Below are 22551 nucleotides of genomic sequence, written 5' to 3' on the forward strand. Positions count from 1 at the left end.
TATATGGAATCTTTAAAAGTACAACATCAAGAATTTGAATCTCCTACAGAATTGCTCGCTGCCATAAAATGTTTTTGGTATGACAAAAGAAATTTAGGAGAATTAGAAACTAGTTTTGAAGTAGTTCCAGATGGTTATGCCGAAATAATTTTCTATTTCGGCAGCACCTGCAGCATATCTTATAATGGAAGTTTACAGCCACTCCCGTCACCTTTTTTGATAGGATTACTTAATAAACCGGTTCTTTTTTATGCCAAAGATTGTTTAGAAATTATTGGTATAAGATGTTATCCCTGGACAGTATTTGATTTACTAGGATTATCCTCTGGAAAAAACGGAGTTCAAGCATTTGAACATCCTATTAATCAACTTCAATCAGTATTAAAAGATTTAGTACTTAGTAATAAAATTGATGGCGCCATAACTCTGGTAAAGCAATACTTTCTGAATGCACAATCGCAAATCCCTACTAACAGTATGTTATACAAAGCTGGAGTTGCTATGAATAAAGCAAACGGTTCTATACCCGTAAGTCAGGTTGCCGAAGCTGCACATGCAACAGTTCGTACTTTAGAAAGAAAGTTTAAACAATCCTCTGGTTATAGTGTAAAAGACGTATCAGGACTCATGCGGTTTGAGCAAGTACGAAACCAATTATGGGACAATCCAAATTCGAATATTGCCAGTTTAGCTCATGAATTTGGCTACACCGATCAATCTCATCTAAGTAAAGAATTTAAGCGCTATAGTGGCACTACACCAGCGGCATTTGCACGAAAGGCAAAGAAAGAAACCTTAAGTAATGATTTTGTCGCGTTTATACAATCCTAACCTACTAACATTATTGAATTTTGTATGATAATTAATAATACAAAATCATGTTACTTAAAAATAAAAAAATAGCCATTATAGGTGCAGGACCAGTCGGTCTTACCATGGCAAGATTATTACAGCAAGAAGGAATAGATGTAACTGTTTACGAAAGAGACAAAGACGCACAAACAAGGATTTCTGGCGGAACACTCGACCTGCATAAAGGTTCTGGCCAAGAAGCAATGAAAAAAGCAGGATTGCTCGAAAAGTATTATGCAATGGGAACACCCATGGGAAGAACCGTTGCTAACGAGCAAGCCAAAGTGCTATTCTCTAACAAACCTACTGCCAAAAACAGAAATGATAATCCTGAGATAAACAGAAATGATTTAAGAAAATTGCTACTAGATAGTTTAGCAAATGATACCTTAATTTGGGACAGAAAATTTACTGATATTAAAGAAGAAAACGGAAAATGGCTTTTACAATTTGAAAATGAAAAAGATGTAATCGCAGATTTTGTTATTGGTGCCAATGGCGGAATGTCTAAAGCGAGAAAACATGTAACAGATGCCCAAATAGAATACACAGGAACGCTTATTATACAAGGTGATGTTTCTGAGCCAGAAATTACCTGTAACGAGTTCTACAAATTATGCAATGATAATATACTAATGATTGCAGCCGAAGGTAATTCGCTAGTAGCAAACCCTAAGAATGGCAATATATTAAGCTACAATGTAATTTTTAAAACACCTGAAAATTGGAATCCAGAAACTGGATTAAACCCCGAAGATACCGAAAGTGTAAGAACATACCTTATCGATAAATTTGCCCATTGGCATGACAGTTATAAACAATTATTTAGCGCTACATCGTCTTTTATTTTATGGCCAACGAGAAGAATACCTTTAGAAAAACCTTGGAAAAATAACCGCTCATTGCCTATCACACTTATTGGCGATGCTGCACATATAATGCCTCCTTTTGCTGGTCAAGGCGCAAATACAGGATTATTAGACGCATTAATTTTATCTGATAATCTGACTAATGGAAAATTTGAAACCATAGAAGCAGCAATCAATGATTATGAACAAAAAATGATGATTTATGCAACCGAAGCGCAACAAGAAACAAGCCAGAACGAAATAGCCATGCATGGTTCAGACTTTTCATTCCTGAAATTCTATGAATAAATCTCATTCAATCCAATAATAAATGTACTAGTTCCAATAAAAAAATTAAATCTTCTTGCCTTCTAATTGCAATCTATAAAATTAAGCTCCTTAAGAAATTAGGGAGTTTTTTTATGTCAAAAACGTGGTATTAGTCAAAAAATCGCTTGTTATTAATTATAAAATAATCATATATTAGCAATACAAAAATTACATTTTAATACAAACTCAAACTAAATTGAGTTTACTTATTTTATTAATAATCTAATATTCAAACAAATGCAAAACCAAGAAATATTCTTTGCCAAAGGAGATAGTCCAAAAATGATAGAAGCTTTTAAAAATGCTCAAGAAACATTTAAATATTTTTGGAGAGAATTATCTTGGGAATACCGCCGAATTGTACCTGCATTAACCGTAGCGTGCGTAAAAGTAGCCTTCTCTCAAGATGTAGAAGGAAATGAACATCCTATTGTAGAACATATGTGGATTAACGATATCTCTTTTGACGGTGAACAAATAAAGGGTGTTTTAATAAATGATCCAAACGAATTAACAAACATCGAAAACGGAGACGAAGTTGTAGTTCCTTTAAACCAAATTAGCGATTGGTTATTTGCAATTCAAGGTAGTTCGCCAAAAGGGCTTTCAAAACTATTCTCATCGCCTCAACCTAGAGCATATGGAGGATTTACTATTCAGGCAATACGCTCAGAAATGACAAATCAGGAAAGAAAAGATCATGATAAAGCCTGGGGATTAGATTTTGGAGATTACAATGAAGTGCTTCTTGTTAACGAGCAAAAAGAAAAGCCAGAAAACCTTATAGAACATCCTATGAGCAAAAACATGAAAGAAAAACTCCAGGATTTCTTAAAGCAAAATCCCGACGAAATTACTTATCAGGATGAAGAAGGATTCTCGTTATTACATACTGAAACCGTTGCTGGAAATTTAACTTCTATAACTCTTTTATTAGAGTCTGGTGTAGATAAAAACATGAAAACAAGTCAAGGTAAAACAGCATTAGACATTGCTAAACAATTAAACTGGGAGCATATTATTCCTGTTCTTAGTAATTAAATATGAAAAGATTTAAATATTCGATTGTTTTAGGATTAGTAACAAGCCTTCTTCTAAGTTTATACATAACCCTTACAGAAGACTTTAATAATGATGTACTTATTGTATGTGCTATTTTTGTTTTTATTATGATGACTTTAATGTCTTATTTTAAAATGTTTGCACATATAACAAATCAAGAAGTAAAATTTCAACAACTAAAAAACGTAGCATATTCAGGACGTGCAAATCATTATAAAGATGGAGTAACAGTTGGTGGGAATCTTTACCTAACAGATAATCAGCTTATTTTTCAAACCAATATGCTAAACTTTATTCAAAAGCATGAAACGGTAATTGATATTAAAAGTATAACCGAAACCCATTTTGAAAAAACATTAGGAATCGTTAATAACGGATTATCTATAATCACTTCTAATGGTATGAATGAACGATTTGTTGTAACAAACAGAGAAATTTGGAAAAATGAGATCGAAAAAGCCATAAAAAACAATTAAACAATATCCCAGAACAACACCCCTAAATGAACAGTAACCTTATTTTTGATCAAATATCTAAACTGCCAGAAAGCTCCAGAAAAACCTTGGAGGAAAACATTACTTTGGTTAGTTTCCCCAAAGGACATATTTTATTAAAAGCTGGTAAAATCGAATCAAATATCTATTTCATAAAAAGGGGAATCGTAAGAGCTTATGTAAACCAGAATGACAGCGATGTTACTTTTTGGTTTGGAAAAGAAGGAGAAACAATTCTCTCGATGAAAAGCTATGTCGAAAACCAAAAAGGCTATGAAGATATCGAACTTCTGGAAGACTGTGATCTGTATGAATTAAATACAATTAATTTACAAAGATTGTTTGAAGAAGATATACATATTGCAAATTGGGGAAGAAAATTTGCCGAAAAAGAACTCATAAAAACAGAAGAAAGATTAATCTCCAGACAATTTAAAACAGCGTCTGAAAGATATAACGAACTAATAACCAATAATCCTGATTTAATCAAGAGAGTACAACTTGGTCATATTGCCTCCTATCTCGGGATTACCCAAGTAAGTTTAAGCCGAATACGAGCCGAAATAAAATAAATTCATTTTTTATCATTTGTTAAATTTTAATTGAATCCGCTAGAGGATCTTTGCCTTATTAAAATTTAAAAATATGAATTGGATTCTTTTGATTATTGCAGGATTATTTGAGGTGGCGTTTGCTTCGTGCTTGGGGAAAGCTAAAGAAGCAACAGGAAATGATGTTTATTTATGGTATGGAGGATTCTTGGCATCACTTATTATAAGTATGTTGCTTCTTATCAAGAGTACACAAACATTACCTATTGGGACTGCTTATGCTGTATGGACAGGAATTGGAGCTGTTGGAACAGTTTTGGTCGGTATTTTTGTGTTTAAAGATCCAACAAACTTCTGGAGATTGTTCTTTATTGCAACATTGGTTGGTTCAATCATCGGATTAAAATCAGTTTCACATTAATGAAACTTGTAGTAAAAAAAATGCAACTTAATTTAAGTAAAATTAAGTTGCATTTAAAATATGTCCCATTCCTGATTCCCTTCTTTTTATTCCTAAAAACGTTTCTTGCGTTTATCCTCTTCTCACTTATTTTTATTTTTTGTCAGTCCATAAGATATTGCATACGCATTCCTAAATCTTTAGGATACTAGCTCCACTCCTATTCTTTATTGTAATTACTTCCTTAATTTATCATTATTTCGTACATTATTTGTACTAAAAATAGTGCTATATTAGCCTACGAAAAGGGTATTTATGATACAAAGTCTACCAGAACCAGACTTTGCAAACCTTTCTTATAGCTTATATAAGAAGGTGTTTTAAAACACTTTGTTAAAAAAATAAGGCAATTTAAAATTACAATAACACTAAATATTTATGCTTGATCTTTCTGGACACAACAATCAAAAAAAAGATATTGTTTTTGAAAAATTTAGAGAACAACTTGAACAAAGTGGTCTAAAAATCGATTCAATTGACAACGAAAATCTCATTCATATTAATATTGACGGAAATAATTTAGAAATAAGTTTGGAAAACGTAAGACGAAATTACGAAAGAGATTCCGACGAAAGTCATATAACAGATTTGGTTCAAACTATACTATCCTATCTATCCTATCCAGCTGACGTTCCAAATTGGGAGGATTCAAAAAATAATGTCTACATCCAGCTATTTCCAAATGATTTTGATTTCAATAACTTAATTTCTGAAAAAGTTACAGATGAATTTAGTAAGATTTATGCAGTAAGCGAAAAAGAAAAACTAACTTGGATTTCTACAGATAATTTAAAAAAGTGGAAAATAACCGAGCTAGATTTAATTAAACAAGCTGATTTAAACGCTAATGAACTACTAGCAAAGACGAAGATAGATTTTGAAATAATAGAAGACAGGAAACTTGGTATGATCGAAGTTGAAAAAACATTTCTGAAAAGTTCACTCCTATTTGCCTCAAAAATAAAAGAAAAATTGAAAGCCGATATTGGATTTCCATTTTACGCAGTAATCCCGGTAAGAGATTTTTGTTATATTTTTTCTGAAAAAGATTTTGATTTCTTCGCAAATAGAATAGGAACAACTGTAGTCAAAGAATATCAGAATTCAGGTTACCCAATTACAACAGAAATATTGTTTATTTCGGAAAACGGAATAACAGCTGTTGGAAAATATCCGACCGAAAAATAAAGAATAGTGCCAAAACTGATAATACTATTATGAAAAACCACTTAGCACTATTTTTATTTACAATAATTGTAAACTTTACTTATGCTCAAAATTCAGATAAAAACTTTTATCCCAAGGAAACCCGAAAAGTAGATTTAAGCACAAAGACCGACAATGAAATAAAGCGTCAAAACGAACTTTTACAAAAATCGAAACTTACAGCTACAGAACAAAAAGAACTCGATATTTTATTACAGAAATATGGTGAGGTTGTAGAAAGTATGTGGGATGTTGTAGATGGTGGCTGTAGTTGGTATTGCGCAGGCGGAAATTATAAAGTAAAAGCATCATCGACTTTAAACACCGAAAAAGACACAAAATACCAAGCAAAAAATGCCAATGATTTAAGCTACCAAACCGCTTGGGTCGAAGGCAAACCAGATGAAGGAATTGGAGAATATTTAGAGTATTATTTTTACAACAAAAGCCCGAGGATTACACAAATTATAATCTCTAACGGATATGTAAAATCCGATGCTGCCTGGAAGAACAATAACCGAGTAAAAAAACTACGATTAAGTATAAACGGGAAAGTATTTGGAATCCTGAATTTAGAAGACAATAAAAATGACCAAATATTCGATCTTGGAACTTTTGGACATAACAAAAACGGAACCGACTTAATTTTAAAATTCGAAATTGTCGAAGTCTATAAAGGAGATAAATTCAGCGACACCGCTATAACCGAAATCTATTTTAACGGAATTGATGTACACTAAGAAACAACAAATGAAAAAAATATTTATCCTAATTATACTTATGCTATCTAATTATAATGCAAAAGCGCAAACTCCAAACGATGTCGTTGGTTATTACAAATTAAGAGGTGGAAGCCATTACCTAAAACCCGATGGTACATTTGTAATAATAGGATACGCAACATTAATAACCGGAAAATGGACATTAAAAGAACATGGCGAAGTAAACTTTGTTCCCGACTCTCCTAAAGAATCATTTCAGGTTTACGGAAGATATACCCCAGAGTTAAAAGAAAACTCCAAATTCATGCTCTCAAACGGATTAGACAAAGGAGAAACATTTATGCATATCGGTAAACTTAGTGCCGTAAACCCAAAACTACAACGAGTTTATGTAAAAGGACATCATTGTATTAAATTTCCCGAAGTATATACAACAACTAAAAAAGTAGATACCATATCATTCTCTTCATTTCCCTATGATAATCTAAGAGCTAAAGATTTCAAGCCTACAATTTACACTTATAATAACACCGAAAAGTTTAACGATTTTATTGTATATCATTTTAGTGACCATCCAAATTATCATGCGTTTTCATACCTATTCAAGGATAATGTTATGTACGAGGATGAAGATGATTATAGTAAAAAACAGAACTTAAATGATGCTTTAAAAGAATCTGAATTCGGGCAAATTTCGGGTATCGATTTTGAACCAAAAATTGTACTATCTACACTAAAATATAATATTAGAGAATCAGATACTGAGGATATTAATTTTAAACTAAACTATAATTTAGATGAAAAAAGAAACGCCTACATCAATAAACTAAACTATGTGGCGGGCGAAGAAAACGCAGAGGATTATGATTACAATAATACCAACTTACTTTATATTTATAAAAAGATAGATACTTTTATTAAGTTCCAAAAAGCTTTTTTAATCGAAGAAAAATCAATTTTTAAAGACCATTGCAAAGAATAAAATTTTAAGACTTCCTTAAAAAAACATACAAACCAAGCTATAAAAACAATCTAAAATTATTGGTTTTCAAACATTTGTAACTACTCGTACGCCTTCTTGTAAATAGTCGAACTCATTTTAAATAAAAAAATGCGTACGACTATTTTTTGTCGTACGTATTCCATAATTATCTAAAGGATATTTGTATCAAATAACAAGAACCAATAAAATTTAGAAATCATGAAAAAATTAATCCTTATCGTTTTTTTAGTATTGCCACTATTATCTATTGCACAAAAAACAACCATTAAAACTATAGTTGATAGTGCCGCAACCAAAATGATCGAAAAACCATTGATCAATTCTACCTCAATCGGGATAGTATATCAAGGACAAGAATTTATAGGACATTATGGAGAATTAGAAAAAGGAAAATCAAATGCACCAACTAATAATACAATTTATGAAATTGGCTCATTAGGCAAAACCCATACAGGTACGTTAATAGCCAAAGCTGTTTTAGATAAAAAAATAAATCTTGATGATCCGGTTCAAAAATATTTAAGCGAAGATTATCCTAATTTAATATTTAACAACCACCCAATTCGCATAAAAGATTTAGTTACCCATACAAGTGGTTTACCAAATATGATTCCTTTAAGCGTAAATGAAATGCTGAAAAACTTCACCAAAAAAGAGACACCAACTGACCTCAACAATGCACTAAAAAATTACACCAAAAAAGATTTTTTCAGAGACCTGCATCAAATAAAAATTGATACCATTCCTGGATACAACTTCTCTTATTCCAGCGCAGGAATAGAACTTTTGGCAGCTGTTTTGGAGAAAGTATATAACAAACAATTTGAAGTTATATTAAAAGAATATTTTGCCAAAAATGCCCAGATGAATCATACAATGATAAATTTATCTCCAGAGGATCAAAAAAATCTTGCAGTAGGATATCATTGTGCTTACGACGAAATCACTACCCAAATGACAACATTGCCTTGGGGCGCGGGCGGTAATGTGAAATCTACAGTTCCTGATATGGTAAAATACATTAAATACCAATTAAAAAATGATGCCGTTGTAGCCGAATCTCACCGCCCATTGGTTAAAGTTAATGATCGTTTTAGCTCAGGATATTGCTGGCGAGTAACCAAAGATGAAAAACTAGGAACGTTATATATGCATCATGGAGGAGTTCCTCGTTCACAATGTTTTATTTATATAATTCCAGAATATAATTTGGGTGTATTTATTATCACAAACCAAAGTGGCGAAAACACACCAAAAGACATGAAAGATACCTTAAACGAAATATTCGAACAGATTCAGAAACTTAAATAAGCAAATATTAATCTGTTGGATGCAATTCTTAATAATTGCATCCAACAGATTCTATTAATAATACAATCTAAAATCTAGATGTTTACAAAGGTCATAGTGTTTTTGGTGTAATTCCTCCACAATCTCAATTACATCATCTTCCTCCTGACACAAACTAAAGAAAGCTTTGTCAAGCGTACTACAACTAGTTATTTTTTTAAGTGCAGTTCCATAACCCGAAATGGCTCTCGCTCCAGTAATATCAAGAAAATATTGCGCTTCCTCTTCACTTAAATCTAATATTTTTGCATTGGCAAAATGCAAAATTTTACCTTTCATTTTACCTTCAAAAATTTCGGCTATTTCCTCCAGACTGTAGTAATAATCATTAAGGCACACATTGTTTCCTTCCCCAGGCATCACCAAATATATTATTTCGTAATCCTTAAAGTTATGGTCATCATAAAGCAAAGCGTTTAAGCTATCCTCTAAACCTTCGATAGTATCGCAAGTTTTATGAATACTCGAAATACCTTGGTCAAAAGCCAATTGTTCTAAGTTTTTAACCACTTCGGTAGTCACGTCAATCTCTACATCGGGAACAGCCTCGAGGCAGAAAATAAATTTGTCATAATCCATACAATTATGTTTTTGTAGATAATCAATTTACCACAAAGGTATATTTTATTGAGGAAAATAGACCGAAACCCAAAAGACATTTTAGCCAAATTTGGAGCTTTTTCCAGCTATCCGCTATATCTTTTTATCTCGAAAAAAACGAGATAAAAAGGATGCCGCTATTATCTGGGCTAGGCCGTTTGCATTCATTAGAAGGTCTGTTTTAAATAAGAAAGTTTGTTTTTTTTATTGGCATAGATTACTAATCAGCGCTATCACTAAACATATCCAAACGGTTGGGTTATTTCTCTGAATAAACTATCATTTCTTTTCTTATTTTATCAAAGATGTAAAGATTCCCAAAATAGCATCCTAATAAATAAAATTTACTTTGTCTATTACGATACACATATGGAAAATCCTTTTTACTTTTATTGTCTTTAAAAATTAATTCTGAACCAACTAATGTGAAATCCCACTTATAAGTAATAGGATCGCCTAAACCTCGTTCACTTTCTTGTAACCATGTTTGATTATTTAACCTCTCTGGCATCCAAGTATATCTATCAATTATAAAAAGCAAAAAAAGTATAACAATTGCTATTTTTATGTTTCTACTTTTCATGATCTTTTTTTACCTGTTTGATATGCAAATCTAACTAAAATTCCATTTCTATATACTGCCATAGATTGTGCATATATTTCATAACTTAAAAAATGTATTAACTTTTTGAGGAAACGTTTTATCATTTCCTAGCATATAATTAGGATTGAAAATTAGCGTCATAATTACGCATACCTTAGTGATTGGAGATGAAATTTAAGCTGTAAAAAACAACTATTTCCATACCATGCTTAACTCATCTAAACCATTTCTGGTACCTACAAAAAAGTTTCCTTTTGTAAATTCTGGTATCATTTTTTGGTTTATAATTTCATCACATAATTTGTCACTTACAATTTGCCTTGATTTATCACTAGTTGAAATCGCTATTCTCCTTAATGTTTTGCTAATGGCAATAAGTACAATTTCATTATTATCAGTATCTTTTGTGTATACATCTCTAAGGTAAACAGTATATTCACGCATATCATTCATAGGTCCAATAGAATTTGTGGTAACTATTAGTATTTCTTTTGGAGTGAGCCTTTTAAATTTTAAAATTGTTTCTTCTAAATCTTTCTTTTCATTGCTTGAAAAAATAGCTTCATAGTCATATACTGATATAGTTTCTATTCTGTTCTTAATTTCTATATTTTGTGATATACTATGATATGGGAAAAGAATTCCTAATACCAACAACCCAAATAAGAGAAAACTATATTTATTTAACTTCATATTTTATTTTTAAAAAACTTCCACCTGAGCCGGTAAACATAGCAAAATATATAGATTTTTCACTCAATCAAAAGACAATTTAATTGATTTTTCGTACATTTTTTATTCAACATCTCTCCAAATAAACAAATGTTTAAAGAATATTTGGTGTGATTTACATTATCTAACACATTAAAAAACCTCGCCAGTATTTTTGACGAGGTTAAATTGGTTTATATGATTTGTTTTGTGAGCACGGAAAACATTTCCGCGCTATCATTGCGCATATCCGAGCGATCGGGTGCTATCGTTGCGCATGTCCCAACAATCGGGACGGATTAGTAAAATGAATTTGTAAATTTCTATAAATATATCGTCCCTCTGGGACTTAGAATGCCATAAAAAAACTCTCAAAATGAGAGCTTTTTTTAGTATTTTTTTTGTTCTGAACAACTCGCATCTTAATACATGTCATTCCAAAATACTATCATATTTCAACTAGAGGGAAAAGAATTTTATCCAAATCTGCATCTTGGTCATAAACATCTTGAAAGAAGCTAACTTCGCCCGAATCTTTTACCCATGCAGTAAAATAACAAATATAAATTGGAACTTTACTAGGTAATTTAAAAGTTATTTCTTCTGTCCCATCCATAGCCTTATCTATTCTTTCTTGTGTCCATTCCGGATAATCTTTCAGCATGGCAACAGCTAATTCTTTGGCTTTGCTCATATTTATACAACCATGGCTAAAAGTTCTTTTTTCAAAATCAAATAACGTTTTAGATGGCGTATCATGCATATAGATGTCATCTGAATTTGGAAAGATAAATTTCACTAATCCCAACGAATTGCTCGGACCTGGCTTTTGTCTCAACTGACCATTTACCATTTCTATATTATGATCAGCCAAATAATTTTTATCTGAAGCAATTTTTGACTTCAATTCATTTTCTACAATACTTTGTGGTATAGTCCAATAGGGACTAAAAACAATTTTATCAATACTTCCGCTAAAAATGGTGGTTTTAGTCAGTACTGTTCCTACAAAGACTTTAGAAAGCAATTCAACTTTTCCGTTTCTTACATAAATCAATTCAAAAGAAGGGATATTTACCATAATATACTCTTTATCTTTTACCAGATTAGGAGAAATCCATCTACAACGCTCCATATTAACCATCAACGTTTTTATTTTATCAGTAATTGGGATATTCATTTCTTTGATATGAACTTCAGAAATAATGTAGTTTGGTTTAAAACCGTTACGTAATTTATATTTCATAACACCATCCATTAATTCCTGATCGTAAAAATTACTTTCTGAATCTCTCTTTAAATCTCCCATTACAAATAATCGTGTCCTGACTTGTCCAATGGTTGCCGAAGTTGCGTCTGGTCTCAAATCCTTATAAGGAATGTCTGTGATAATAGGTTGCCAAGTATTATCTTGTTCTATTTTTCTATATTTTTTTAGCGCTTCCTGAAGTTTATAATATTGATCAAAAAGAAGTTCTCCATTTACCTCTAATAACGTAGGTTTAGATATTAAAGAATCTAATAAAGTATCATAGGATATCTTTTTTTTAGGCAAAAGCCAACCTGTTTTTTTTACAGCAGCCTCATCAAGTCCTCCATATACATTACTCATATAAATGATATAAGCAGTACTCAACAGTATATCGGTATCAGTTATTGAAGGTTTTTGTTTTGATTTTTTATCAAAAATTTGGTCAATTGCATTTTCATAAGGAATAGTAATTTGTATTCCTTCTTCATCTGTAACTTTTAATTTTTGGTATAATAAATTTCCAAATTCAGTGATTTTATTTCTATCATACCAAATCGTTCCATACGATCTGTTTTTGTATAATAAGACAACATCGTTTTGATATTTTTTAAAATCAGGATATCTTTCGAAAAAATCATTTAAAACTTCCTTGTCTACTAAACGGTCATTACCATTTGTAATTTGACCATTATAATATGTAACAGTTTTAATCTCATTTAAGTCATTTTTTTCATATCTCCCAAAAGAGGAAACAAAAAAACAAAGGCCTAAAATTATAGCAGATGGATATAATGTTTTCATTTTTTTAATTTTTACGGTAGTACATAAATGCAACGTTTTTAAGTAAAAATTCAGGGACTCTTTTACCTACCAAATTTAACATACAACACTGTAAAACAAGTTATTACATTTCGTTTTAATGTTCTAACATTGCCATGTTATTATCCTTTATATCAAGCATATACAGGATAAATCTGTCAATTATTTCGTTTTTTTATATCATCGTATAATTAAGCCTTCATCAAAAAAACAAGCACAGGATTAAAGAATATCGGATTTGATTCAGCTTTAAACCATAAAAAACCTCGCCATTTCTGACGAGGTTTGGTTTATTTTTTTTCTTTTCCTCTATAACAACAACTTTATGAGTAGCTCGAAATTCATGGGTGATAATACGTGTATTAGGATACGTAAAGTCCTCAAAGCTGTTTCACCGATACAAGAATTTACAGAGAAGAACTTACCTGAATTTTGTTTTAAATCCATTTAATCTGTGGAATCTGTGGCAGAAAAATCAACCAAAAAGCACTTATTATCTTTAGTAATCAAACAATTAACTGAAAAAATATCAGAAAAAATTTTGCGCAGTCAAATAACTGCGCTATATTAGCAGTCAAATAACTGCAAAATGGAAATTCGTAGAGATGTATTTCAGGCAATAGCCGACCCTACTCGCAGGGCAATATTAAGTCTAGTTGCAATACAGGCGATGACTCCTGGTGCAATAGCAGCAAATTTTGATTCATCGAGACAAACTATTTCTAAACACATACAAATACTCACAGAGTGTGAATTACTGAAACAAGCACAAAACGGAAGAGAAATTTATTATCACCTTAATCCAAAGAAGATGAAAGACGTATCCGACTTTATTGAGCCATTCCGCCAAATGTGGGAAGACCGATTTAATAAATTAGAAACAATAATGAAAAACTATAAAGACATTATCTAACATGGAGAAAAAAACAAAAATCGATGCCGAAAATGGCAAACAGGAAATAGTAATTACACGAGAATTTGATTTGCCTCTGGAATTACTTTTTAAAGCCTACGCTGAACCTGAAATTGTAGCACAATGGATGGGAACGAAAGTACTGAAACTCGAAAACAAAAAACACGGCAGTTGGCAATATCAAACTAGTGATACCAACGGAAATATAGTATTTCAAGCCAATGGTACAATACATGATTTTGTTCCGAACCAAAGAATTACACGAACATTTGAAATGGAAAATACTCCATTTGCTGTACAGCTTGAATTCTTAGAATTTGAAAAACTTACAGACAATACCAGCAAACTAAACATACATATCATATATAAATCGGTCGAACTTAGAGACCAAATGCTAAAACTACCTTTTGCCCAAGGCTTAAATATGGCTCACAACCGATTACAAGACATTGCTAACAAACTAAAATAACATATTATGACAAAGACAAATAAAATTATCTATTGGATTGCTACACTATGGCTAGCATTAGGAATGCTATCGACTGGAATTGTACAAATATTAAAAATAAAGGAAGAGGCTGATATGATGGCACATTTAGGTTATCCGCAGTATTTTTTGACCATACTAGGGGTTTGGAAAATACTAGGCGTAATAGCAATTCTTATCCCTAAATTTCCGTTATTAAAAGAATGGGCATATGCAGGTTTCTTTTTTGCAATGTCGGGTGCTGTATTTTCTCATTTTGCCAGCGGTGATGGAGCCAAAGAATATTTTGGGCCTATATTATTATTAGTTTTAACTATTATATCTTGGTATTACAGACCAACTGACAGAAAAACCATTTTAGTTTAATATATAATCCAGAAATAAAATGAAAAAAGAAATATCCCCAAAACAACAAGAAGAATTAATAGCCACATTAAAAACTCGTTTTGAAAAAAATAAAAATAGACATGAAGGTCTTGATTGGGCAAAAATAGAAACCAAAATAAAAGCCAATCCGCTAAAAATGTGGTCGCTTAATGAAATGGAAGAAACTGGCGGCGAACCCGATGTTGTAAGACATGATAAAAGCACCGACGAATACATATTTTACGATTGCTCAGCCGAAACCCCAAAAGGTCGCAGAAGCATTTGTTACGACCATGTAGCACTAGAAGCAAGAAAAGAACATAAGCCAAAAAATAGTGCAATTAATATGGCGACAACTATGGGTGTTACTATCTTAAACGAAGAAGAGTATCGGGAATTACATAAACTAGGAAAATTTGATACAAAAACATCCAGCTGGATACAAACCCCAGCGGAGATAAGAAAACTCGGTGGTGCCATCTTTGCCGATTTTCGCTATAATACAATTTTTATATATCATAACGGTGCCGATTCTTACTATGCCGTAAGAGGATTCCGTAGCTCGCTTAGAGTATAACCCCATCTAAAAAGTTTGGACGCGGATGAAACGGATTCGCTATCGCGAAAACGCGGAAAAAGACGGATTTTTTAAAAATAAGAAAAAGAAAAAAATCCGTTTTTATCTGCGTCTTTACAAAGTAAATCCGTCTCATCCGCGTCCTGTTTTATGCGCAACAAGAGAATTAATCGAGTATATACTCTATTGTACAGGTTTTATACTCAATCTTAAAAAACTTTGAGTCTTTGAACCTTTGCATCTCTGAACCTTAGTTCCTGAAAATATCATTATCTACTAGATATGCAATCTGATTAACTATATTATCTACATTAAAATCACCACCCAAACCATTTGCTAAAAAAATGATACTTAAATTATCTTTAGGGAAATTTCTATAAGCAGTTATTCGGCCGCCTGAAAAGCCGTATGATAGATGTCCATTAATTATTTGTTCATCCCATCCAAAAGTAAATTTTGTATCAGGTTTTGTATATGGAAATGCTTCCCACATTTTCTTTTTTGAGGTATCATTGATAAGTTTATTACTGCTGAATTTTTTATCCCAAGTAATAAATGCGTCCATTGTAATATTGATACCATTACAACTATTAAGATAACTTCCGTTATTAGGAAGATCTAGCTGCATTTTACCCGTAGCATAATAAAAATAAGGTGTTACTCTATTAAGGATAATATCTCTTGAATCTGTAGAGAAAAAAACACTTTTTTTAGATTCCTTTCCTTCAAACTGATTTACTGTTATAAACGTTTCAATATCTTGCTTGCTTACTATTTCAATAACTTTTTGAAGAAGCCAAAAATTAGTTTGATTATACTCAAATTTTTCTCCTTTTTTAAAATGAAGAGAATCGGCAAAAACTTTCTCTTTGGCTACACTTTCCTCTAGTTTTTCATACGCAACAATATCAGGAAGTCCAGAAGATTGTGTTAGTAAATTTTTGATTTGTACAGCATTCCAAGAACTTGGGAGATTATGAATATATGTTGAAACTGAATCTTCCAGAGATAATTTACCTTGTTCAATAAGCTGAAAAACTCCAGTCACAATAATTGGCTTTGTTAAAGAATATAGTCTAAAAATAGATTTATCAGATACAGCTATATTGTGTTCAATATTTGCTTTTCCGTAATTATTTCTATGGATTATCTTACCGTTTTTAATAACTGCAAGAGAAATACCAGGAATTCCAGACCTTTCTTGCACTTGGGCTATGTATTGATCTATTTGAGTATTTACTATTGATTTCGTGCTTTTTTGTGCTGTACAGATAGTAAATGATAGCATTATTGCTGCCGAAGCAAATAGCTTAATTAATTGTTGCATTAGCTTTTTTTATTTATATTATTCTTTATTTAAATTCAAGAAATTGGAACGCGGATCAAACGGATTTACTTCGTAAAGACGCGATCCCGAAGCGTCGGGACTGATTTTTTTTTAACTGTTATTTTAAGAAATCCGTCTTTTTCCGCGTTTTCACGATAGTGAATCTGTGTCATCCGCGTCCTAAATTATGCGTAACACTGTGAAACTATTTTATAAAATAGAGTATATACTCAATCTTTTTTTCCGAAATCTCAATAGTGTCACCATCTTTGTGGAATCATATTATGAAGACGCACTGCGGTGCGTCTCTACGGAAAACCTTTGCGACTCAGTATCTTTGAACCTTTGAACCTTTGTCTCTTTGTCTCTTTGAACCTCAAAAACTACTCATATTTCAAGTACCTCAAAACATCAATTTTAGTAACCTGATATGCTTTTGCCAAAACAATAGTTAGTGTTAAAAACAATAAAGACAAAAAGGCAACTACAAACGGAAATATCTGAATGTTTATTCTAAAAGCAAAATAGTCAAGCCATTGTTGCAATAAGAAATACGCTGGAATAATCCCTATTATAAATCCTATTACACAGAAGATTACATATTGTTTAGATAATTCTTTGAGTAAAACATTAGTCTCTGCTCCTAGTGTTTTCCTGATAGCAATTTCGCGTAATCTACGTTCCATAGAAAAAGAAGCCAAAGCAAATAATCCAAATACGGCGATAAGAATAACAATTGCATTTAATAAGGAAAATAAATCTCTTTGGTTTTCATACTTTTTATAGTTTCTGGCAAAATTCTTATCTACAAAATTATATTCAAAAGGATATTCTGCATCAACTTTTGATCTCCAAAACTTATCCAGATCAGCAATTGTTTTAGCCATATCTTGCGGAGCAATTTTAAAAGAAACATTATGTAAATTTTCTTTATTAATAGCACTTGCTGTTAAGTGTACAAAAATCATCGGACTTATTTCATTCTCAAGTCCAAAGTAATTAAAGTCCTTTACAACGCCTACAACTTTATAATCTTTACCTAGCCAATTAATTACTTTATCTATCGGATTTTTTTCTTGCATTGTCTTAACAGCCGCTTCGTTTACCAAAACGTTCGAAATTGTATCTGAAGAAAACTTTTCATTTAAATATCTCCCTTTTACAATTTTGATTCCCAACATATCCAATACTCCAAAATCGACTCCCATACGCTGGATTAAGATTCCTTTATTGTTTTTATAAGAAAAACTATCCCAGGAATTCTCATTGCTACCAATAGAAAACAACCCTGCAGAAATAGCCTCAACACCTTTAATCTTCATTGCTTGCTGCTTAATTAGTTTGTATCTTTCAAATTGACTTTTGCCTTGCTTAGGTTTAAAAATCACATCGATAATTTGAGCTCCGCTAAACCCTAAATCCTTTTCGTTCATATATTTTACCTGTTGGTACACTATAAATGAACCAATGATAAAAAAAGTAGCTATAGCAAATTGTAAAACCAGCATACCATTTCGCAGCCAAATTCCGCTTTTACTACGAGAAAAATTCCCTTTTAAAACTTTTAATGGTTCAAAATTAGACACGTATATAGCAGGCAGAACTCCAGCAACTAAAATTACAATTACGAAAATAAGTATTAACTGAACATAAAATTGAGCTCCATTTAGCACAAGTTCTTTGCTTAAAAACGAATTATAAAAAGGCAACGAAAGTTCTACCATTACCAATGCCAATAAAACTGAGAAAAGTGTAATTAACGCCGTTTCAAATACAAACTGTGCTATAATTTGCTTTTTTCCAGCTCCAACAATCTTCCTTACTCCTACTTCTTTGGCTCTTTTTACTGCATTGGCTGTAGCCAAATTGATATAATTTACAATAGACAGTAATAAGATAAGCACAGATAAACCCATCAATATTCGTAAGAATAACAAATTGCCGCTACCTTCTGGAAAAGGACAATTTCCCGAATATAATCTGGTATTGGGTAAGGAAAGTAAACTGGCTTTAACAGGTTCGCCATACATCTTTACATATTCCGCAACCGATACACCTTCTTCCCTTGCTGAAACTTTTAAATTATTATCTATAAAAATGGCATCCAAATCTTTTCTAATCGAAGTTGTGTCACTTTGCTTCTTGAGCTTAAGCATCAATCCATAATTATAACTCCATTTTCCTTTATCCTTTTCTAAATCTTCTTCTATCAAAGTAGTAACCAAATCTGGCATTACAGACGATTTATGATTTAAACGATATACACCACGAACCATAAATATTTTATCCAAATACCTTACTTGCTTGTCCATCGGGTTTTCGTTTCCAAATAATCGAGAAGCAGTTTCCTCTGATAAAGCAATACTATTAAGATCCTTAAGAGCCGTTTTTCCGTTACCATGAATAAATTCGTAAGGAAAAAAAGTGAAAAAATTACTTTGAGCCGTATAGATTTTATCTAATAATTCTCGCTTCCCTTTATAGGCTACCGTTTCTTTAGTATATAGACATTGGGTATAACAATAACTATCCAGCGCTGTCGACATTATTTTTAGCATTGGAGCAGTCGTCGTAGGATTTACCGACCAGATGTTACCTCCTCCTATATCATTCATAACCGAGTATACTTTGTCCTTTTCGGGATTCCACTGATCATAAGAATGTTCCTCGTTCCAATACAGAATCGCGAAAATTAATCCAGCAATTCCAATACTCAATCCTAAAACATTTAAAGCCGTAAAAAGCCTGTTGGTTTTTATGTGATAAATAAATATGTTGATCCAGTTCTTTAGCATCTTATTCGTATTTAAGGTATTTTAGAACATCTATTTTGGTTGCCTGATAAGCTCTTGTAAGTACAACTAATAATGTTAATACCAGTAAGACAGTAAATCCGATTATAAAAGGATAAACAGAAATGCTAATTCTGTAAGCAAAATTATCCAACCATTTGTTGAGGAAATAATACACTGGAAATAAAGCGATTAAAAAACCTATTATACTAAAAACAACATATTGCTTACAAAGTTCTTTTAATAAAACATTTGTATCGGCACCAAGTGTTTTTCGAATAGCAATTTCCTTCATACGACGCTCAATAGAGTACGATGCGAGAGCAAATAACCCAAAAAGTGCAATTATAATAACAATGACATTCAACAAAGTGAAAAGATTCTTTTGCTTCACATAATTACTATAAGATCTTTTATATTCTTTATCTACAAAATCGTATGAAAACGGATATTCAGTATCTACTTTTTTTGTCCAAAGGTTTTCTATATCAGCTATGGTTTGCTGCATAGTTTTAGGATCGGCTGTAATATAAATATTATTCAAAAGTCCAGGAAACCAGGGTACAGTTTTAAAATGGAAAAAGGACATTGGAGGTATTGGATCTCCCGGATTTCCGATATTAAAATCTTTTACAACCCCAACAATAATAGCATCATTTCCGTTCCAGTTTAGTTTTTTACCTATCGGATTTTTTTCATTTAATAATTTTAGGGCAGTTTCATTAATTAGCATCGAAGTAATGGTGTCCTGCGCAAATTTCGGACTCAAATAGCGCCCTTTTACAATTTTTATTTTCATCATTTCCAACAGTCCAAAATCTATTGGCATATTACTACCATCAATATTTTTATCTTTATAATGATATGATATTACAGATTTTGCCCCACTCCCAAAAACAAAGCCTCCTCCTGCAACTTGTTGTACTCCCTTTATATGTTGCAATTGGTTTTTAATACTGTTGTATCGGGCAAATTGTTCTTTTTCAGTTATTGCTTCCCCGTAAATATTTCTGTAAGAGATATTAAGAATTTGTTTTCCGTTAAAACCCAAATCTTTTGAATTCATAAGCTCTATTTGCTCATACACAATATAAGATCCAATAATAAAGAAAGTTGCTACCGCAAATTGAAATATCAGCATACCGTTTCTAAGCCAGATACCGTTTTTACTTCGCCCAAAGTTTCCTTTTAAAACCTTTAGCGGTTCAAAATTAGCAACATAAATAGCTGGAAATATTCCTGCCACGACAACGGTTACAAAAAATATAACAACAAGCTGCGAGTAAAACTGTCCCGTTTGTAAAACGAGAGATTTTTCTAAAAAAGCATTGTAATACGGTAAAGAAATCTCGACAATAACCAATGCTATTAAAATTGAAAACAACGAAATGATAGCAGTTTCAAAAATAAATTGTTGAATTATAGAGAGTTTCGAAGCTCCGATAATTTTGCGAACTCCAACTTCTTTAGCCCTTTTTATAGCATTTGCCGTTGCCGAATTAACATAATTTACAATAGATAACAGTAGGATCAAAACCGATAACCCAACCATAATAAGTAAAAATTGAAGATTACCTTTTGCTTCTATTAAACTACCAGTTTTTGAATGTAAACGAATAGATGATAAGGGTTCTAAAAGGGGTTTTACTTCGCCAAATTTCTTAATAAATTCTTCAATTTTAATACCTTGATCCTTTGCATAACGAGCTGTCATATTCTCAAAATATATTTTTTGAAGATTTTGAGTCACTCGTTTTTGGTCATTCGGATTTTTTAATTTTAACAACAGAACAAATTGAAAATTACCCCATTGCTGAATCGTTTCTTTTATTCTTGCATCCATAAAATTGACCACACAAGAAGGATTATATACTGATTTTTTATCCAGCTTATAAACACCTCTTACAATCAGAACTTTTTTCTGTAAAACTACTTTTTTACCCAGAGCCGTTTCGTTTCCAAAAAGGGTAATAGCCAGGTCTTGCGATAAACAAATACTGTTTACATCTGGTAATGCAGCTTTTTGATTCCCCTCTATAAACTCATAAGGGAAATATTCAAAAAAGTTTTTTTGTGCTACGACAACCTTGTCAGATTGAACTTTTTTATTATTAAAATACAGTATCTCATTATCATAACTTCCGCTTAAATAACAGTACGATTCTACTTCAGGACTTACAGCCTGTATCGCAGATCCTATTGGTGATGAACTCGAAGCCCAATAGGTAGTTGCATCCATTTGATTAGCAACTAAAAAGACATTTTCTTTATTAGGATTCCATTGGTCATAACTCTGTTCGTCGTTCCAATATAAAATCGCAAAAATTAAACCTGCAATTCCAATACCCAAGCCCAAAACATTCAAAGCCGTAAAAAGCTTATTGTTTTTGATGTGATAAATAAATACGTTGATCCAGTTCTTTAGCATGATTTAGTTTATTGAGTTACTTACTAAAACATCTACATTTCGATTATTCTTTTTTTCCGAAAGAATAATACCATCTTTCATTAAAATGGTTCTCTGCGAAAATGAAGCATCATAATCAGAGTGTGTAACCATTAAAATTGTAGAACCACTAGCATGAAGATCCGTTAATAATTCCATTACTTCATTGCCGTTTTTACTGTCCAGATTTCCTGTAGGCTCATCGGCAAGAATAATTTTAGGGTCATTAATTAAAGCTCTGGCAACAGCCACACGTTGTTGTTGTCCTCCCGAAAGTTGTTGTGGATAATGTTTTAAACGATGAGAAATACCTAATATAGTTGCAATATTCTCTACTTTTTTCTTTCTTTCTGATGATGGAACATTGTTGTAAATTAATGGCAATTCGATATTATCATAAACTGATAATTCATCAATTAAATTAAAATTCTGAAAAATGAATCCAATGTTTTCTTTTCTGGCTTTCGATACAAATTTCTCTTTTAGTCCAACCATTTCCTGTCCTAACAATTCATAACTTCCGCCAGAAGCACTGTCTAATAATCCGATGATATTTAATAAAGTCGATTTCCCACTTCCAGATGGTCCCATGATCGATATAAAATCGCCTTCGTTTACCGTTAATGAAATTTCGCTTAAAGCTTTTGTCTCTACTTCTTCAGTTCTAAATATTTTAGAAAGCATTTCAATTTTGATCATAATAATTTGATTTTTGATGTTTGTTTTTCTGTCTAAGAATTGTATCGCTGAAGTAAAAAACAGATCCTAAATTAAGATAA

22 protein-coding genes are annotated in these 22551 nt (G+C 31.8%); 14 read left to right on the plus strand and 8 right to left on the minus strand.

Annotation, left to right across the window (positions count from 1 at the left end):
* Nucleotides 1–3: 3 nt before the first annotated feature.
* The 10 genes from OA93_RS14730 (at nt 4) to OA93_RS14775 (ending at nt 8839) form a co-directional block, all read left to right on the plus strand.
* Entirely contained in the window at nt 4–831 is an 828-nt protein-coding gene (locus OA93_RS14730) for a helix-turn-helix domain-containing protein (RefSeq protein ID WP_039114152.1), read from the plus strand.
* Nucleotides 832–878: 47 nt separating this feature from the next.
* Nucleotides 879–2009: an NAD(P)/FAD-dependent oxidoreductase gene (locus OA93_RS14735; protein WP_039114153.1), complete on the plus strand. Its 1131-nt coding sequence runs from the start codon at nt 879–881 to the stop codon at nt 2007–2009.
* A 258-nt stretch (nt 2010–2267) separates the two neighbouring features.
* Entirely contained in the window at nt 2268–3071 is an 804-nt protein-coding gene (locus OA93_RS14740) for a DUF2314 domain-containing protein (RefSeq protein WP_039114155.1), read from the plus strand.
* Nucleotides 3072–3073: 2 nt separating this feature from the next.
* Nucleotides 3074–3568, plus strand: coding sequence for a GRAM domain-containing protein (locus OA93_RS14745; protein WP_039114156.1), 495 nt, complete (start codon nt 3074–3076; stop codon nt 3566–3568).
* A 26-nt stretch (nt 3569–3594) separates the two neighbouring features.
* Nucleotides 3595–4158: a Crp/Fnr family transcriptional regulator gene (locus tag OA93_RS14750; protein WP_039114158.1), complete on the plus strand. Its 564-nt coding sequence runs from the start codon at nt 3595–3597 to the stop codon at nt 4156–4158.
* 73 nt (nt 4159–4231) lie between these two features.
* Nucleotides 4232–4558: a multidrug efflux SMR transporter gene (locus OA93_RS14755; protein WP_035627059.1), complete on the plus strand. Its 327-nt coding sequence runs from the start codon at nt 4232–4234 to the stop codon at nt 4556–4558.
* A 417-nt stretch (nt 4559–4975) separates the two neighbouring features.
* The gene (locus OA93_RS14760; RefSeq protein WP_039114159.1) at nt 4976–5785 is read left to right on the plus strand and encodes a hypothetical protein; all 810 of its coding nucleotides are present in this window, start codon (nt 4976–4978) and stop codon (nt 5783–5785) included.
* Between the two features lie 29 nt (nt 5786–5814).
* Nucleotides 5815–6543 carry a hypothetical protein gene (locus OA93_RS14765; protein ID WP_039114160.1) on the plus strand — a complete coding sequence of 243 codons (729 nt, stop codon included), beginning with the start codon at nt 5815–5817 and terminating at the stop codon, nt 6541–6543.
* 10 nt (nt 6544–6553) lie between these two features.
* Nucleotides 6554–7507: a hypothetical protein gene (locus OA93_RS14770; RefSeq protein WP_131474481.1), complete on the plus strand. Its 954-nt coding sequence runs from the start codon at nt 6554–6556 to the stop codon at nt 7505–7507.
* Between the two features lie 219 nt (nt 7508–7726).
* A complete protein-coding gene (locus OA93_RS14775) occupies nt 7727–8839 on the plus strand; it encodes a serine hydrolase domain-containing protein (protein ID WP_039114162.1) in 1113 nt (370 codons plus the stop codon).
* A 54-nt stretch (nt 8840–8893) separates the two neighbouring features.
* On the opposite strand, the gene OA93_RS14780 is transcribed toward OA93_RS14775, so the two are convergent.
* From OA93_RS14780 to OA93_RS14795, 4 genes are all read right to left on the minus strand, one after another.
* A complete protein-coding gene (locus OA93_RS14780) occupies nt 8894–9457 on the minus strand; it encodes a DUF6642 family protein (protein ID WP_039114163.1) in 564 nt (187 codons plus the stop codon).
* A 280-nt stretch (nt 9458–9737) separates the two neighbouring features.
* The gene (locus OA93_RS14785; protein WP_039114164.1) at nt 9738–10061 is read right to left on the minus strand and encodes a hypothetical protein; all 324 of its coding nucleotides are present in this window, start codon (nt 10059–10061) and stop codon (nt 9738–9740) included.
* Between the two features lie 213 nt (nt 10062–10274).
* On the minus strand, nt 10275–10775 hold the full coding sequence (locus OA93_RS14790) for a TPM domain-containing protein (protein ID WP_039114165.1): 501 nt from the start codon (nt 10773–10775) through the stop codon (nt 10275–10277).
* 466 nt (nt 10776–11241) lie between these two features.
* A complete protein-coding gene (locus tag OA93_RS14795) occupies nt 11242–12846 on the minus strand; it encodes a L,D-transpeptidase family protein (protein WP_039114166.1) in 1605 nt (534 codons plus the stop codon).
* A 607-nt stretch (nt 12847–13453) separates the two neighbouring features.
* On the opposite strand from OA93_RS14795, the gene OA93_RS14800 reads away from it, so the two are divergent.
* Genes OA93_RS14800 through OA93_RS14815 form a run of 4 tightly spaced genes read left to right on the plus strand, consistent with a single transcriptional unit; the run spans nt 13454 to nt 15207 of the window.
* Nucleotides 13454–13777: a metalloregulator ArsR/SmtB family transcription factor gene (locus tag OA93_RS14800; RefSeq protein ID WP_039114167.1), complete on the plus strand. Its 324-nt coding sequence runs from the start codon at nt 13454–13456 to the stop codon at nt 13775–13777.
* A gap of 1 nt (nt 13778) precedes the next feature.
* Nucleotides 13779–14246, plus strand: a complete 468-nt coding sequence (locus OA93_RS14805; protein WP_039114168.1) for an SRPBCC domain-containing protein — start codon at nt 13779–13781, stop codon at nt 14244–14246.
* A 6-nt stretch (nt 14247–14252) separates the two neighbouring features.
* Nucleotides 14253–14630 (plus strand): DoxX family protein, encoded by a 378-nt coding sequence (locus OA93_RS14810; protein ID WP_039114169.1) that lies wholly within the window; start codon nt 14253–14255, stop codon nt 14628–14630.
* A 19-nt stretch (nt 14631–14649) separates the two neighbouring features.
* Nucleotides 14650–15207 (plus strand): DUF4256 domain-containing protein, encoded by a 558-nt coding sequence (locus OA93_RS14815; protein WP_039114170.1) that lies wholly within the window; start codon nt 14650–14652, stop codon nt 15205–15207.
* Between the two features lie 250 nt (nt 15208–15457).
* Here the strand turns inward: OA93_RS14815 and OA93_RS14820 are convergent, their stop codons facing one another.
* From OA93_RS14820 to OA93_RS14835, 4 genes are all read right to left on the minus strand, one after another.
* Nucleotides 15458–16534 (minus strand): serine hydrolase domain-containing protein, encoded by a 1077-nt coding sequence (locus OA93_RS14820; RefSeq protein ID WP_052250024.1) that lies wholly within the window; start codon nt 16532–16534, stop codon nt 15458–15460.
* A gap of 383 nt (nt 16535–16917) precedes the next feature.
* A complete protein-coding gene (locus tag OA93_RS14825) occupies nt 16918–19329 on the minus strand; it encodes an ABC transporter permease (protein ID WP_039114171.1) in 2412 nt (803 codons plus the stop codon).
* Between the two features lies 1 nt (nt 19330).
* Nucleotides 19331–21754 (minus strand): ABC transporter permease, encoded by a 2424-nt coding sequence (locus tag OA93_RS14830; RefSeq protein ID WP_039114172.1) that lies wholly within the window; start codon nt 21752–21754, stop codon nt 19331–19333.
* A gap of 3 nt (nt 21755–21757) precedes the next feature.
* The gene (locus OA93_RS14835) at nt 21758–22471 is read right to left on the minus strand and encodes an ABC transporter ATP-binding protein (RefSeq protein WP_039114173.1); all 714 of its coding nucleotides are present in this window, start codon (nt 22469–22471) and stop codon (nt 21758–21760) included.
* Nucleotides 22472–22551 lie beyond the last annotated feature (80 nt).

The organism is Flavobacterium sp. KMS (assembly GCF_000813005.1).
In the GTDB taxonomy this organism is placed as follows: domain Bacteria; phylum Bacteroidota; class Bacteroidia; order Flavobacteriales; family Flavobacteriaceae; genus Flavobacterium.